General features: G+C 71.0%; 16 protein-coding genes. 10 read left to right on the top strand and 6 right to left on the bottom strand.

The window, feature by feature from the left end; translation table 11 throughout:
- Positions 1 to 4 precede the first annotated feature (4 nt).
- A complete protein-coding gene (gene lpdA, locus U5C87_RS18510; protein ID WP_330473951.1) occupies positions 5 to 1,402 on the top strand; it encodes a dihydrolipoyl dehydrogenase in 1,398 nt (465 codons plus the stop codon).
- A gap of 173 nt (positions 1,403 to 1,575) precedes the next feature.
- Here the strand turns inward: lpdA and U5C87_RS18505 are convergent, their stop codons facing one another.
- Entirely contained in the window at positions 1,576 to 1,734 is a 159-nt protein-coding gene (locus U5C87_RS18505; RefSeq protein ID WP_186815187.1) for a DUF6131 family protein, read from the bottom strand.
- A gap of 273 nt (positions 1,735 to 2,007) precedes the next feature.
- Here U5C87_RS18505 and rpsO point away from each other — a divergent pair, with 273 nt between their 5' ends.
- Complete coding sequence (gene rpsO / locus U5C87_RS18500; RefSeq protein WP_030146552.1) at positions 2,008 to 2,277, top strand: 30S ribosomal protein S15; 270 nt, start codon at positions 2,008 to 2,010, stop codon at positions 2,275 to 2,277.
- Positions 2,278 to 2,444: 167 nt separating this feature from the next.
- Complete coding sequence (locus tag U5C87_RS18495; RefSeq protein WP_030146551.1) at positions 2,445 to 4,697, top strand: polyribonucleotide nucleotidyltransferase; 2,253 nt, start codon at positions 2,445 to 2,447, stop codon at positions 4,695 to 4,697.
- Positions 4,698 to 4,817: 120 nt separating this feature from the next.
- On the opposite strand, the gene U5C87_RS18490 is transcribed toward U5C87_RS18495, so the two are convergent.
- Positions 4,818 to 5,789, bottom strand: coding sequence for a cytochrome c oxidase assembly protein (locus U5C87_RS18490; RefSeq protein ID WP_330473950.1), 972 nt, complete (start codon positions 5,787 to 5,789; stop codon positions 4,818 to 4,820).
- A gap of 205 nt (positions 5,790 to 5,994) precedes the next feature.
- Here U5C87_RS18490 and dapB point away from each other — a divergent pair, with 205 nt between their 5' ends.
- Both dapB and trhO read left to right on the top strand, forming a co-directional pair.
- Entirely contained in the window at positions 5,995 to 6,717 is a 723-nt protein-coding gene (dapB, locus tag U5C87_RS18485) for a 4-hydroxy-tetrahydrodipicolinate reductase (protein WP_443082141.1), read from the top strand.
- Positions 6,718 to 6,746: 29 nt separating this feature from the next.
- Positions 6,747 to 7,610, top strand: coding sequence for an oxygen-dependent tRNA uridine(34) hydroxylase TrhO (trhO, locus tag U5C87_RS18480; protein WP_330473948.1), 864 nt, complete (start codon positions 6,747 to 6,749; stop codon positions 7,608 to 7,610).
- Between the two features lie 7 nt (positions 7,611 to 7,617).
- Here trhO and U5C87_RS18475 read toward each other — a convergent pair whose 3' ends face one another.
- Genes U5C87_RS18475 through U5C87_RS18460 form a run of 4 tightly spaced genes read right to left on the bottom strand, consistent with a single transcriptional unit; the run spans position 7,618 to position 9,667 of the window.
- A complete protein-coding gene (locus U5C87_RS18475) occupies positions 7,618 to 7,974 on the bottom strand; it encodes an MmcQ/YjbR family DNA-binding protein (RefSeq protein WP_330473947.1) in 357 nt (118 codons plus the stop codon).
- Positions 7,975 to 7,977: 3 nt separating this feature from the next.
- Entirely contained in the window at positions 7,978 to 8,292 is a 315-nt protein-coding gene (locus U5C87_RS18470) for an AzlD domain-containing protein (protein WP_330473946.1), read from the bottom strand.
- Positions 8,289 to 9,020 carry an AzlC family ABC transporter permease gene (locus U5C87_RS18465; RefSeq protein WP_330473945.1) on the bottom strand — a complete coding sequence of 244 codons (732 nt, stop codon included), beginning with the start codon at positions 9,018 to 9,020 and terminating at the stop codon, positions 8,289 to 8,291. Before U5C87_RS18465 ends, U5C87_RS18470 begins: the two co-directional genes overlap by 4 nt.
- Positions 9,017 to 9,667, bottom strand: coding sequence for a GNAT family N-acetyltransferase (locus U5C87_RS18460; RefSeq protein WP_330473944.1), 651 nt, complete (start codon positions 9,665 to 9,667; stop codon positions 9,017 to 9,019). Before U5C87_RS18460 ends, U5C87_RS18465 begins: the two co-directional genes overlap by 4 nt.
- A gap of 112 nt (positions 9,668 to 9,779) precedes the next feature.
- Between U5C87_RS18460 and paaA the strand changes: the two genes are divergently transcribed.
- Genes paaA through paaE form a run of 5 tightly spaced genes read left to right on the top strand, consistent with a single transcriptional unit; the run spans position 9,780 to position 13,727 of the window.
- Positions 9,780 to 10,829 carry a 1,2-phenylacetyl-CoA epoxidase subunit PaaA gene (gene paaA / locus U5C87_RS18455; RefSeq protein WP_330473943.1) on the top strand — a complete coding sequence of 350 codons (1,050 nt, stop codon included), beginning with the start codon at positions 9,780 to 9,782 and terminating at the stop codon, positions 10,827 to 10,829.
- On the top strand, positions 10,826 to 11,134 hold the full coding sequence (gene paaB / locus U5C87_RS18450; RefSeq protein ID WP_030146542.1) for a 1,2-phenylacetyl-CoA epoxidase subunit PaaB: 309 nt from the start codon (positions 10,826 to 10,828) through the stop codon (positions 11,132 to 11,134). Before paaA ends, paaB begins: the two co-directional genes overlap by 4 nt.
- Positions 11,135 to 11,187: 53 nt before the next feature.
- A complete protein-coding gene (gene paaC / locus U5C87_RS18445) occupies positions 11,188 to 12,039 on the top strand; it encodes a 1,2-phenylacetyl-CoA epoxidase subunit PaaC (protein WP_330473942.1) in 852 nt (283 codons plus the stop codon).
- Positions 12,036 to 12,545, top strand: coding sequence for a 1,2-phenylacetyl-CoA epoxidase subunit PaaD (gene paaD / locus U5C87_RS18440; protein WP_443082140.1), 510 nt, complete (start codon positions 12,036 to 12,038; stop codon positions 12,543 to 12,545). The genes paaC and paaD overlap by 4 nt, the downstream gene beginning before the upstream one ends.
- Positions 12,546 to 13,727: a 1,2-phenylacetyl-CoA epoxidase subunit PaaE gene (gene paaE / locus U5C87_RS18435; RefSeq protein WP_330473940.1), complete on the top strand. Its 1,182-nt coding sequence runs from the start codon at positions 12,546 to 12,548 to the stop codon at positions 13,725 to 13,727.
- Positions 13,728 to 13,773 lie beyond the last annotated feature (46 nt).

The following is a 13,773-nucleotide window of genomic DNA, read 5'->3' as shown; positions in this document are numbered from 1 at the left end:
CTCCATGGCTGATTTCGATCTCGTTGTGCTCGGTGCCGGTCCCGGTGGCTACGTCGCGGCGATCCGCGCGTCGCAGCTCGGCAAGAAGGTTGCGGTCGTGGAGAAGCAGTACTGGGGCGGCGTGTGCCTCAACGTCGGCTGCATCCCGAGCAAGGCGCTGCTGCGCAACGCCGAGATCGCGCACATCATCACGCACGAGAAGAAGACGTTCGGCATCGAGGGCGACGCCACGATGAGCTTCGGCCCGACGCACGCGCGCAGCCGCTCGGTCGCCGACGCCAGCGCCAAGGGCGTCCACTACCTCATGAAGAAGAACAAGATCGAGGAGATCGACGGCTGGGGCACCATCACCTCGGCCACCTCGCTCGACGTCGCCACCAACGACGGCTCGAAGCGCTCGGTCACCTTCGACAACCTCATCATCGCCACGGGTGCGACGGTCAGGATGCTGCCCGGCATGCAGGTCAGCGACAACGTCGTCACCTACGAGGAGCAGATCCTCGACGCCGAGCTGCCCTCGTCGATCATCATCGGCGGCTCCGGCGCCATCGGCGTCGAGTTCGCCTACGTCATGAAGAACTTCGGCGTCGACGTCACCATCGTCGAGTTCCTCGACCGCATGGTCCCGACCGAGGACCCCGACGTGTCCAAGGAACTCTTCCGCCAGTACAAGAAGCTCGGCGTCAAGGTCCTGCTGTCGACCGCCGTCAAGAACGTCGAGGACACCGGCTCGGGCGTCCGCGTCACCGTGACCCCGGCCGCCGGGGGAGACGAGACCGTCCTCGAGGCCGACAAGTTCCTCGCAGCCTTCGGCTTCGCCCCGCGCACCGAGGGCTACGGCCTCGAGTCCCTCGGCCTGGAGATGACCGAGCGCGGCGCCATCGCCGTCGACGGTCGCGGCCGCACGAGCGTCCCCAACGTCTACGCCATCGGTGACGTCACGGCCAAGCTCATGCTGGCCCACACCGCCGAGGCCATGGGCGTCGTCGCCGCCGAGACCATCGCCGACGCCGAGACGATGGAGCTCAACTTCGACATGATCCCCCGGGCGACCTTCTGCCAGCCGCAGATCGCCTCGTTCGGCTACACCGAGGCCCAGGCCAAGGAGAAGGGCCACGAGGTCAAGACGGCGAGCTTCCCGTTCTCGGCCAACGGCAAGGCCCGCGGCATGGCCGAGGGCGTCGGCTTCGTCAAGATCGTCGCCGACGCCGAGCACAACGAGCTCCTCGGCGCCCACATGATCGGCCCCGAGGTCACCGAGCTGCTGCCGGCGCTGACGCTGGCCCAGCAGTGGGACCTGACGGCCGACGAGGTCGCCCGCAACGTCTTCGCGCACCCGACGCTGAGCGAGGCGATGAAGGAAGCCATCGAGGGCATCGCGGGACACATGATCAACCTCTGAGCAGCCGGCCTTCGAAGGCCACAGCACGATGACGTATGCCGTCCGCCCACCTCAGGCGGACGGCATACGTCATCTCGTGGTGACGGGGGCACGACAGCACAGACACCACAGACAGCACGAAGCCCCCGCGGTGACCGCGGGGGCTTCGTGCACTTGCCGGTTCCTGCGACCGATCAGTACCAGTGCTTCCTGCCACCGATGGCGCGACCCGTCGCGCCGAGCACGAAGAGCACGATGCCAATCACCAGGATGATTGCGCCGATGGTCACAAGGATGCTGAGGGACTTCACCAGAAGTCCGATGATCAGCAAGATGAGTCCGAGAACGATCATGGTGTCGCTTAGCTCCTTCAAGATGGATTCCCCGAGCAATGGACGACGTACCCAAGCCGTGGCAGTCCTCGAACACCCCCACGGTCACGAAACGATCACGTGGCGGCGGCGCGTCGGTTCGGCGTCGGGGCGAAGGGCGGGTGGGCCGATTAGGGGCGCACGAACCCCACTGTTACGCTTGGAGACGCCGTAGACCGGCCGCGGACCGATAGCGCCCAGGTGGACATGCCCTGGAGCACCGCGCAACGAGAATGAGAAGGAGTCGGTTCATCCATGCCTTTGGACGCTGACGTGAAGAAGCAGATCATGACCGAGTACGCCACGGTCGAGGGCGACACCGGCTCTCCCGAGGTCCAGATCGCGATGCTGACGCAGCGCATCAAGGACCTGACCGAGCACTCGCGTGCCCACAAGCACGACCACCACAGCCGTCGTGGTCTCCTCCTGCTGGTCGGCCGCCGCAAGCGCATGCTGCGCTACCTCGAGGCGACCGACATCGAGCGCTACCGTTCGCTGATCAAGCGACTCGGCCTGCGTCGATGAGTTCGTGACGAAAGGCGGTCACCGCGTCCATCGCGGGGACCGCCTTTCGTCGTAGGTGCGGGTTGACGCCCGTCGACCGCCGCACCAGGGCCACCCGGCCCGAAGAAGCAACCACGCACACAACGACGATGTGCGCGGCACATGAGAAAAAGAAAGCGAGGGCCCACATGGAGGGTCCAGACATCACCTTCGCCGAGGCCGTCATCGACAACGGCAGCTTCGGCACCCGCACGGTCCGGTTCGAGACCGGCCGCCTCGCCCGTCAGGCCGGCGGCGCCGTCACGGCCTACCTCGACGACGACACGATGCTCCTGTCGACGACGTCCGCGGGCAAGTCCCCGAAGGACCAGTTCGACTTCTTCCCGCTGACGGTCGACGTCGAAGAGCGCATGTACGCCATCGGCAAGATCCCCGGCAGCTTCTTCCGCCGTGAGGGCCGCCCGTCCACCGAGGCCATCCTCACCTGCCGCCTGATCGACCGCCCGCTGCGCCCGACCTTCAAGAAGGGTCTGCGCAACGAGGTCCAGGTCATCATCTCGGTGTTCTCGCTGAACCCTGACCACCAGTACGACGTGCTCGCCATCAACGCGGCCAGCGCCTCGACGCAGATCTCCGGCCTGCCGTTCTCCGGCCCGGTCGGTGGCGTCCGCGTCTCGCTCATCGACGGCCAGTGGGTCGCCTTCCCGAACTTCTCCGACATCGAGCGCTCGGTCTTCGACATGGTCGTCGCCGGTCGCGTCGTCAAGCACGCCGACGGCAGCGACGACGTCGCGATCATGATGGTCGAGGCCGAGTCCACCGAGTCGACGTGGGACCTCGTCAAGAACGAGGGCAAGCAGGCTCCGACCGAGGAGGTCGTGGCCGAGGGCCTCGAGGCCTCCAAGAAGTTCATCAAGCAGCTCTGCGACGCCCAGGCCCAGCTCGCTGCCGAGGCCGCCAAGCCGGTCCAGGACTTCCCGATCTTCCTCGACTACGAGGACGACGTGTACGCCGCCGTCGAGTCCGCCATCGAGGCCGACACGACCGCTGCCCTCACGATCGCGGGCAAGCAGGAGCGCGAGGAGCGCCTCGACGAGATCAAGGCCGCCGTCAAGGCGCAGCTCGCCGAGCAGTTCGAGGGGCGTGACAAGGAGGTCTCGGCCGCCTTCCGCTCCGTGCAGAAGAAGCTGATCCGCCAGCGCATCCTGCGCGACAAGGTCCGCATCGACGGCCGTGGCCTCGCCGACATCCGCGCCCTCGGCGCCGAGGTCGAGGTCCTGCCGCGCGTGCACGGCTCGGCGATCTTCGAGCGTGGCGAGACCCAGATCATGGGTGTCACGACGCTCAACATGCTCAAGATGGAGCAGCAGCTCGACACGCTGAGCCCCGTCACGCGCAAGCGCTACATGCACAACTACAACTTCCCGCCCTACAGCACCGGTGAGACCGGCCGTGTCGGTTCGCCGAAGCGCCGCGAGATCGGTCACGGCGCCCTGGCCGAGCGTGCGCTCATGCCGGTCCTGCCGACGCGCGAGGAGTTCCCCTACGCCATCCGTCAGGTGTCCGAGGCTCTCGGCTCCAACGGCTCGACGTCCATGGGTTCGGTCTGTGCCTCGACCCTGTCGCTGCTCAACGCCGGTGTGCCGCTGCGCGCCCCGGTCGCCGGCATCGCGATGGGCCTCGTGTCCGACACCGTCGACGGTGAGACGCAGTACGCCGCGCTCACCGACATCCTCGGTGCCGAGGACGCCTTCGGCGACATGGACTTCAAGGTCGCCGGCACCAAGGAGTTCGTCACGGCCATCCAGCTCGACACGAAGCTCGACGGCATCCCCGCGTCGGTCCTCGCCGGCGCGCTGACCCAGGCCCGCGACGCGCGTCTGCACATCCTCGACGTCATGGCCGAGGCCATCGACGTGCCCGACGAGATGAGCCCGTACGCGCCGCGCATCATCACGGTGAAGGTCCCCGTCGACAAGATCGGTGAGGTCATCGGCCCGAAGGGCAAGATGATCAACCAGATCCAGGACGACACGGGCGCCGACATCTCGATCGAGGACGACGGCACGGTCTTCATCGGTGCGGTCGACGGCCCCTCGGCCGAGGCGGCTCGCGCGGCGATCAACGCCATCGCGAACCCGACGATGCCCGAGGTCGGCGAGCGCTTCCTCGGCACCGTCGTCAAGACGACCACCTTCGGTGCGTTCGTCTCGCTGCTGCCCGGCAAGGACGGTCTGCTGCACATCTCCGAGGTGCGCAAGCTCGTCGGCGGCAAGCGGATCGACAGCGTCGACGACGTCGTCAAGATCGGCCAGAAGATCCAGGTCGAGCTCAAGGAGATCGACCCGCGCGGCAAGCTCAGCCTCGCGGCGGTCCTGCCCGAGGGTGAGAGCGGCGACTCCGCTGCCGACGCCCCGGCCGAGGCCCCTGCCGAGGTCTGACCGGTCCCGGATCCACGCGAGCGGCCCGTCACCCCTTCCGGGGTGGCGGGCCGTTCGCCGTCCCCGGACGGCTCGCGCGCCCACCGGCTGGCGCCAGCCGCCGATCCGCGACGAGTCCGGTCAGCCGGCGGAGTCGCGGTGGCCGAAGCGGGCCGAGAGTCGCGGGTCGGTCTCCCACCAGAGGCCCGGATCGGCCGCGCCGGGGTCGTCCGGCGCCGGCCCATGCGTTCCGGCCGGGTCGGCCACCTGTGCGGTCTCGAGCTGAGCGTCGATGACCCGCGCCTCGCGCTCGTCGCTGCGCACCCACTCCATGAAGACGGCCCCGATGACCGGCAGCCCGACCGACTCGGCGACCGCGAGCAGCGCCCCGCCGCCGAGCTTCTGGTCGAGCGCCGGGTCGATGCCGCTCACGGCGGTCGAGAAGCCGGGGAAGTGGGGCGTGAGCAGCGTCGACGACGTCATCACGAGGATGCCGGGGATCGCGTCGAGCAGGCCGTCACCGAAGGCGAGGAAGGCGCGCACGGGTGGTGTGGCCCAGTGCGGCAGCAGCTCCTCGACGAGGAGCGGCAGCACGAAGAGCAGGCCCGAGCCGAGCAGGACGACGTAGAGCACGGCGGCGACGGTGTCCGAGTGCACCGAGCGGTCGAACCACGGGGTGTAGAAGACGGCCAGCAGCGTGCCCACCGCAAGCAGCGTGCTGACGGCGGGGAACATCAGGGCCCGGGCGAGACGGCTGTCGAGCAGCCGGAGCAGCCAGTGGCCGGACTCGGGGGAGACGGCCCGCAGCAGGCGCACCGGGTCGCCGAGCGCGAGTCCCACCGGCGTCAGCGAGGCAAGCACCCCGACCTGCAGCGCGCCGATCCAGAAGACCTGGGTGCGGTAGACGGCGAGAGGTCCGCACACGGCATACGCCAGCGTGCCGACGCCGAGGCCGAGGTAGAGGGCCGGGCGCCACCACGACCACGCGACCCCCAGGCGCCGGGCACGTCGCAGCCACACCGCGTAGGGCGCTAGGGCGAGCGTCACGAGCGCCAGCCCGACCGGTGCCGGGGTCCATGTGGTGAGCAGGGACGTCGGGGTGAACACGGGCACGACCCGCATCGTCGCGCCCGGTCCTGAGTGTCCGGTGGGAGCCGCGGTCCTCGCGGGACCCTGTGCTGGCGTGCTGACCCGGGTTTCGTATGCCGTGTGCGCCCGACGGACGCCCGGGCCGGCTCGTTAGGGTGGCCGGGTGAGCGACACGACACGCAACCCGTCCCGCGACCTCAAGGTCGCCGTCATCGGGGCCAGCGGCCGTATGGGGTCCGAGGCGGTGCGGGCCGTCGAGAGCGCCCCCGGCCTGTCCCTCGTCGGCGCCTACGGGTCCGGCGACGACCTCGGTGACCTCGGCGGCGCTGACGTCGCCGTGGAGCTGACCGTGCCGGGAGCCTCGCCCGCCAACGTCGCCCACTGCGTCGAGCGCGGCATCCACGTCGTCGTCGGCACCACCGGCTGGGACGACGCTCGGCTCGAGACCCTGCGGGGCCAGCTCGCCGAGGCGCCGCCCGCGGCCACCGGAGCCGGCGTCGGGGTCCTCATCGCGCCGAACTTCGCCATCGGGGCGCTGCTCATGATGTCGTTCGCCGCCAAGGCCGCTCCCTTCTTCGAGTCGGTCGAGGTCATCGAGCTGCACCACCCGGCCAAGGTCGACGCGCCGTCGGGGACGGCGGCGCGCACGGCAGCGATGATCGGCAGGGCCCGGTCCGAGGCCGGCTGCGACCCGGTGCCGGACGCCACGACCCACGACCCGGACGGTGCCCGCGGCGCCCGGTTGGACGGCATACCCGTGCACTCGGTGCGGCTGCGCGGGCTCACCGCGCACCAGGAGGTGCTGCTCGGCAACGCGGGCGAGATGCTCACCCTGCGGCACGACTCGTTCGACCGGGGCAGCTTCATGCCCGGCGTCATCGCCGCGGTGCGCGCCGTGGCCGACCACCCGGGCCTCACGGTCGGGCTCGAGCACTACCTCGGCCTCGCCTGACCGGCGCCCTCCTCGAACGAGCTCCTCCCGTGGCCATCCCCAAGGTCGTCCTCTTCTACGCGTTCCGGCCGCTCGCCGACCCTGACGCACTTCGCCTCTGGCAGCGCGACCTCTGCGAGGGCCTCGGGCTGCGCGGTCGGATCCTGTTGTCCCCGCACGGGATCAACGCGACGGTCGGCGGCGACGTGACCGTGCTCAAGACCTACGTCCGCAAGACCCGCGAGTACGCGCCGTTCCACGACATCGACGTGAAGTGGAGCGACGGGACCGGGCTCGACGACGAGGGACACAGCCTCGACTTCCCGCGCCTCGTGGTCAGGGTCCGTGACGAGATCGTCTCGTTCGGCGTGCCCGACGAGGTCGTCGTCGACGAGCACGGCGTCGTCGGCGGCGGCACCCGGCTGCGTCCCGACGAGCTCGACGCCCTCGTCGCCGAGCGGGGCGACGACGTCGTGCTCTTCGACGGGCGCAACGCCGTCGAGGCGCAGGTGGGCCGCTTCCGCGGCGCCATGGTCCCCGACATCGGGCACACGAGCGACTTCGTGCGCGAGCTCGACGCCGGCCGCTGGGACGAGCTCAAGGGCCGCCCCGTCGTCACCTACTGCACGGGCGGCATCCGGTGCGAGGTGCTGACGAGCCTCATGCGCTCCCGCGGCTTCGAGGAGGTCTACCAGCTCGACGGCGGCATCGTGCGCTACGGCGAGGAGCGGGGCGACCGAGGCCTCTGGGAGGGGCACCTCTACGTCTTCGACGAGCGGATGGCGGTGGGCTTCACGGACGAGGCCGTGCACCTCGCGGCCTGCCACGTGTGTGGTGCACCGACCAGCCGCCTGCACAACCGCGAGGAGCTGCCCGGGCGCCCGCTCCAGCCCGTCTGCGACGCCCACGCCTGAGGCCGGCTCAGGGGCCGAGCAGCTCCTCCGGAGCGCGCATGCGCCAGGCGTCGGTGACGAGCTCGTCGAGCCGTCCGACGTCGACCTGGTCGAGGCGGAGCATGACGAGCGGGGCGCCGTCGTAGGCGGGCGTCGTGAAGAAGAGGTCCGGCTCGCCGAGCACGAGCGCCTGCTTCTCGGCCTCGTCGCCGACGTAGAGCACCGCGATGTCGGTTCGGATCACCCGGCGCTGCCCGGGTCGTCGCTCGGGCCAGGACCACACGAAGCCCTTGTTGGCCACCCGGAAGTCGAAGCCGTCGCTCGCGATCTCCTCGACGCCGGGCAGCGCCAGGGCCAGTCGACGGACGTCGTCGGCGTCGGCCATGGGTCAGCCCCAGCCCATCGCCCGCAGCAGAGCCGCGGTGGCCGCCCCGAGCACGACGACGACGATGAACGGAGCGCGGAGCGCGAGCGCGACGACCGCGACACCGACGGCCGCGGCCCGGGCGTCGAGCACGAACGCCCCACCCGTGACGGTGAAGGCCTGCGTCGCGACGAGCGCGGCCAGCAGGGCGACGGGCAGGGCAGCGGTGACGCGGCGCACCCTGGGGCCGTCGAGCAGGTCGGCCGGCACGAGGTGACCGGCGAGCTTGAGTGCGAAGGCGATTCCGGCCGCGAGCAGCAGCGCGGTCCAGAGGCTCACGGCGTCTCCCTCCTCGGCGTCCGCCAGGCCAGCAGCGACGCGGCCGCCGCCACGACGACGGGTATGCCGGGCGGCATCGTCGGTGACAGAACGATCGCCACGACGGCGCCCAGGACGGCGATGGCGACCGCGTCCCGGTCGCGCAGCCGCGGCCACAGCAGGGCGGTGAACGCCGCACAGGCCGCGGCGTCGAGACCGTAGGTGCGGGGGTCGCCGATGTGTGAGCCGAGGACGGTGCCGACAAGCGTGGTGAGGTTCCACAGGACGAAGACGGTCAGTCCGGTGACCCAGAAGCCGAGGCGGGAGGCGCGCGGGTCGTCCTGCGCCACCGCCACGGCCGTCGACTCGTCGATGGTCAGGTGGGCCGCGGCGACCCGGCGCGGACCGCGCGCCCCGAGCAGGTGGGTCAGCTCCAGGGCATAGAGCCCGTTGCGGATGCCGAGCATCGAGGACGCGGCGATCGCCGCCGGCGCCGCGTGCAGCCCGTTCGCGATGATGCCGACGAACGCGAACTGCGACCCGCCGGTGAACATCAGCAGCGACAGCGCCATCGCCTGCCACGTGTCCAGCCCGGCAGCGACCGCGAGCGCCCCGAAGCTGAGGCCGTAGGCGCCGGTCGCGACGCCCACCGACAGCGCCTGCCGCACGACGGCCTGCCGCGCCGCCGGGTCAGCCGGGTCAGCCGGATCAGCCGGGTCTGCCGCGTCGGATCCTGCGGATGCGGTCACGTCGGCTCCGTGCCCCCGCTGTCCTCGCCGGGTGTGCCGTCCTCGCCGTCGACGACGGCCGCCGACAGGCGGATCTCACCGGTGGTGCCACCGTCCTGCGACACCACCCGCTCGCGGTGCGCACCGTCGGCCACCATCCCGGCTGCGGTGAGGAACCCCCGGGTGGCGTCGTCGCTCGCCAGCACCCAAGCGGCGAGCTCGGAGCGGCCCCGGCCCCGGGTCGTGTCGACGACGGCGTGCAGCAGCCGGGAGCCGTGCCCCTGGCGCCGCGCGTCCGGGTGCACGCCGAGGACGAGCAGCTCCGCGGTGCCGGGATCGGCGTCGGCGTCGTCGGAGGCGCCGACCGCGGCGAACCCGACGACCTGCTCACCCGCGCAGGCGACGAGCAGCACGCCGTCCCCGGACTGCTCGCCCTCGAGCGTCGCGCGCCAGGCGTTGGCGAAGGCCCGGGGCTCGAACGTCGCGAGGACCTCGGGTGCCAGCGTGGCGGCATACGCCTCCCGGAAGACGACGGCCTGCACGAGGCCGACCGCGGGGGCGTCCGAGGCCCGCGCGACCCGGACCGACGCGTCGGCGACGGGGCCGCGCTCGTGCTGGTGGTCGTGCCCGTGGTCGTGCTGGTGTCCGTTCGAGTGCTCGTGTGCCACCCCGGCATCCTCTCAGGCGCGAGCGGCGCGGTCGTCCACCCCGGTCGCTCTCGACCCGCCCCGGCCGACCCCGGCTTTGGACGCCCCCGGCCCCATCTCGCATACTGGACTCATGTATGGCAACGACGTCATCGACCCGAACGAACCGCTGAACGCGGCCGAGACCGGCGCGTACGACGCGGCCGCGGCGCACGAGGACCAGCGTGAGGCGATCGGGTCCGACTTCGACGCCCTCATCGCCGCCGACCAGCGCATCGAGCCGCGGGACGCGATGCCCGACACCTACCGCGAGACGCTGATCCGCCAGATCGCCCAGCACGCGCACTCCGAGATCATCGGCATGCAGCCCGAGGGCAACTGGATCACCCGCGCCCCGTCGCTGCGCCGCAAGGCCATCCTCATCGCCAAGGTGCAGGACGAGGCCGGGCACGGGCTCTACCTCTACTCGGCCGCCGAGACGCTCGGCGTCGACCGGCAGGAGCTGCTCGACCGGCTGCACGACGGCAAGCAGAAGTATTCCTCGATCTTCAACTACCCGACGCTGACGTGGGCCGACTGCGGGGCCATCGGCTGGCTCGTCGACGGCGCCGCGATCATGAACCAGGTGCCGCTGTGCCGGTGCTCCTACGGGCCCTACGCCCGCGCCATGATCCGTGTGTGCAAGGAGGAGTCCTTCCACCAGCGGCAGGGCTTCGAGATCCTCTGGAACCTCATGCGTGGCACCGAGGCCCAGCAGGCCATGGCGCAGGACGCCGCCGACCGCTGGTGGTGGCCGGCGCTCGCGATGTTCGGCCCGCCCGACACCGGCGAGGCCGCCAAGGGTGGTCACACCGAGCAGTCGATGGCGTGGGGGATCAAGCGGTTCAGCAACGACGACCTGCGCCAGAAGTTCGTCGACATGATGGTGCCGCAGGCCGAGAAGCTCGGCATCGTGCCGCCCGACCCGCAGCTGCGCTGGAACGAGGGGCGCGGCCACTACGACTTCGGCGAGATCGACTGGGACGAGTTCTGGCAGGTGCTGCGCGGTGACGGCCCGTGCAACGCCGAGCGCATCGAGCACCGCCGCCGCGCCCACGACGAGGGTGCGTGGGTGCGCGAGGCCGCCAACGCGTACGCCGCCAAGCAGACCATCCGCGAGAACGAGAAGGAGAGTGCCGCGTGACCGACGCACCCGAGGGGGCGACCGAGCGCAGCTGGCCGCTCTGGGAGGTCTTCGTCCGCGGCAAGCGCGGCCTGTCCCACGTGCACGTCGGCTCGCTCCACGCACCTGACGCGGAGATGGCCCTGCGCAACGCGCGCGACGTCTACACCCGCCGCCAGGAGGGCGTGTCGATCTGGGTGGTCAAGGCCGACGACGTCACGGCGAGCAGCCCGTCGGAGAAGGACTCGTTCTTCGACCCGGCCGGCGACAAGATCTACCGGCACCCGACGTTCTACGACGTCCCCGAGGACGTGGAGTACCTATGACCACCCCACGAAGTTCTCCGCTTCGCTCCGATACTTCGCAGGGACCCCGGCCGATGGACGACCACGCGACGTCGGCGGCCCCGTCCGCAGCGGAGTCGGCGCGGCGTGAGTCGCTGCCCGGGGCCGCGGAGAACACCGGCGCGGCCCCCGGCGACAAGCCGTATGCCGGCTACCTACTCGGCCTCGCCGACGACGCCATGGTCTATGCCCAGCGTCTCGGCGAGTGGATGACGAACGCGCCGCAGATCGAGGAGGACATGGCGCTCGGCAACATCGCGCTCGACCTCCTCGGGCAGGCGCGCGGGCTCTACCCCTACATCGGCTCGATCGACGGGTCCCGTCGCGGTGAGGACGACTTCGCCATGCAGCGCGACGAGCGCGACTGGCGCAACGTCCACCTCGTCGAGCAGGAGCGCGGCGACTTCGCCGACGAGATGGCGCGGCTGCTGTGGTTCTCGGCCTACCAGGTCGAGCTGCACACCGCGCTGACCGGATCGGGCGACGACGTCGTCGCGGGCGTCGCCGGCAAGGCGCTGAAGGAGGTGCGCTACCACCTCGACCACGCGTCGCTGTGGGTCGTGCGCCTCGGCGACGGGACCGAGGAGTCGCACCGACGCATGCAGGCTGCCCTGGAGCGCGTGCTGCCCTACGTCGCAGAGCTGTTCGACGACGACGAGGCCTCGGTGCTCGCCGTCGACCGCGGGGCCGGGGTGCTGCCCTCGAGCCTGCGCGACCGGGTCGAGGGCCGGGTCGCGGCCGTGGTGGCGCAGGCGACGCTGACCCTTCCCGAAGGCTCCCGGTGGCGGTCGCGCGGCGGCCGCTCAGGCATCCACTCGCGCCCGATGGGCTACCTCCTCGCCGAGATGCAGCACATCGCGCGGTCCCACCCCGGCGCGACGTGGTGACTGTCGTGGCCGCGGAGTCCGCTGTGGCACAGGCGATCTCGCGCATCCCCGACCCGGAGGTGCCGGTCATCAGCATCGCCGACCTCGGCATCCTGCGTGCGGTCGACGTGGACGAGCAGGCACACACCGTGACCGTGACGATCACGCCCACCTACAGCGGGTGCCCGGCCATGGAGGCCATCGCGTCGCGCATCGTCTTCGAGGCCGACCGTCAGGGGTATGCCGCCGACGTCCGCACGCAGCTGTCGCCGGCCTGGACGACTGACTGGATGAGCGACGAAGGTCGAGCAGCCCTGAGCCGCTTCCGCATTGCGCCACCCGGGCCGGCGCCGACGGGGGAGCCCTCCGGTCCCGTCGCGGTCACCCTGACCCGCCACGTCGTCGCCTGCCCGCTCTGCGGGTCCACCGACACCACCGAGATCGCCCACTTCGGCTCGACCGCCTGCAAGGCCCTGCGCCGGTGCAACGCGTGCCTCGAGCCCTTCGACGAGTTCAAGGCCATCTGAATGACCGACGTCACCACCCCGGCCGCGGCCGAGTCCGCCTCGGCCCCTGCTCCGAGCACGGCCGCGAGCACCGCCTCGGCACCTGCCGGCGCCCGTCACCGCGCCCGGTTCCACCCGCTCACCGTCGACTCGGTGGAGCGTCTGACCGAGGACGCCGTCGCCGTCACCTTCCTCGTGCCCGAGGACCTCGTCGAGGAGTTCGCCTTCGAGCCGGGCCAGCACCTGACCCTGCGCGCCACGATCCGCGGGGAGGACGTGCGCCAGTCCTACTCGATCTGCCAGTCGCGCCGCGCCGACCCGGCCGGGCGTCGCCTGCGGGTCGCCGCCGCCCGTGTGCCCGAGGGCCGCATGTCCAACTGGCTCAACGACGGGGTCTCGCCCGGTGACGTCGTGGAGGTCATGACCCCCCAGGGCTCCTTCACGTGCGCGACCCGGCCGGACGGCATACGCCATCACGTCGCCATCGCGGCAGGCTCGGGCATCACGCCCGTGCTGTCGCTCCTGACGAGCGCCCTCGAGGAGGAGCCCCGCTCGCGCGCGACGCTGCTCTTCGGCAACCGGCGGACGAGCTCGATCATGTTCCTCGAGGAGCTCGAGGACCTCAAGAACCGCTTCCCCGGACGCTTCCACCTGGTCAACGTGCTCTCCCGCGAGGCCCAGGACGTCGAGCTCTTCCACGGACGCCTCGACACCGAGCGGCTCACGGCGATCTTCGACACGCTGCTGCCCGTCGGGTCCGTCGACGAGTGGTACCTCTGCGGGCCGTTCGGGATGGTGACCGGTGCCGAGTCGCTGCTCACCGGTCGCGGCGTCGACGCGCACCACATCCACCACGAGATCTTCCACGTCGACGACGGCACCGAGCCGAAGCGCAAGGTCGTCGTCGACGCCGGCGCCCCGCCCGAGGCCACCGTCACGGTCAACCTCGACGGGCGCACGACGGTCATCCCGATGCCGAGCCGCGAGGAGACGATCCTCGACGCGACGCTGCGGGCCCGGCCCGACGCGCCCTACTCGTGCACCGGGGGAGTGTGCGGCACGTGCCGGGCGCGCCTGGTGTCGGGCGAGGTCCGGATGGACCGCAACTACGCCTTGGAGCCCGAGGAGGTCGAGGCCGGCATCGTGCTCGCCTGCCAGAGCCACCCGGTCACCGACGAGGTCAGCCTCGACTACGACGCCTGACCGGCGCCGGCTGGGTCTGCCTCCGTGTGCAGCCGTCGCCCTCCCG

Origin of the sequence: Terrabacter sp. C0L_2 (assembly GCF_036352015.1) — a bacterium.
GTDB classification, from domain to species: domain Bacteria; phylum Actinomycetota; class Actinomycetes; order Actinomycetales; family Dermatophilaceae; genus Terrabacter; species Terrabacter tumescens.
This window is presented reverse-complemented; position numbering and strand designations above follow the sequence as displayed.

Bases quoted from the DNA above. Each gene is read 5' to 3' on its own strand.
- lpdA (WP_330473951.1), top strand. From the start codon at position 5: ATGGCTGATTTCGATCTCGTTGTGCTCGGTGCCGGTCCCGGTGGCTAC.
- U5C87_RS18505 (WP_186815187.1), bottom strand. From the start codon at position 1,734: ATGATCGTTCTCGGACTCATCTTGCTGATCATCGGACTTCTGGTGAAG.
- rpsO (WP_030146552.1), top strand. From the start codon at position 2,008: ATGCCTTTGGACGCTGACGTGAAGAAGCAGATCATGACCGAGTACGCC.
- U5C87_RS18495 (WP_030146551.1), top strand. From the start codon at position 2,445: ATGGAGGGTCCAGACATCACCTTCGCCGAGGCCGTCATCGACAACGGC.
- dapB (WP_443082141.1), top strand. From the start codon at position 5,995: ATGGGGTCCGAGGCGGTGCGGGCCGTCGAGAGCGCCCCCGGCCTGTCC.
- U5C87_RS18475 (WP_330473947.1), bottom strand. From the start codon at position 7,974: ATGGCCGACGCCGACGACGTCCGTCGACTGGCCCTGGCGCTGCCCGGC.
- paaA (WP_330473943.1), top strand. From the start codon at position 9,780: ATGTATGGCAACGACGTCATCGACCCGAACGAACCGCTGAACGCGGCC.
- paaC (WP_330473942.1), top strand. From the start codon at position 11,188: ATGGACGACCACGCGACGTCGGCGGCCCCGTCCGCAGCGGAGTCGGCG.
- paaE (WP_330473940.1), top strand. From the start codon at position 12,546: ATGACCGACGTCACCACCCCGGCCGCGGCCGAGTCCGCCTCGGCCCCT.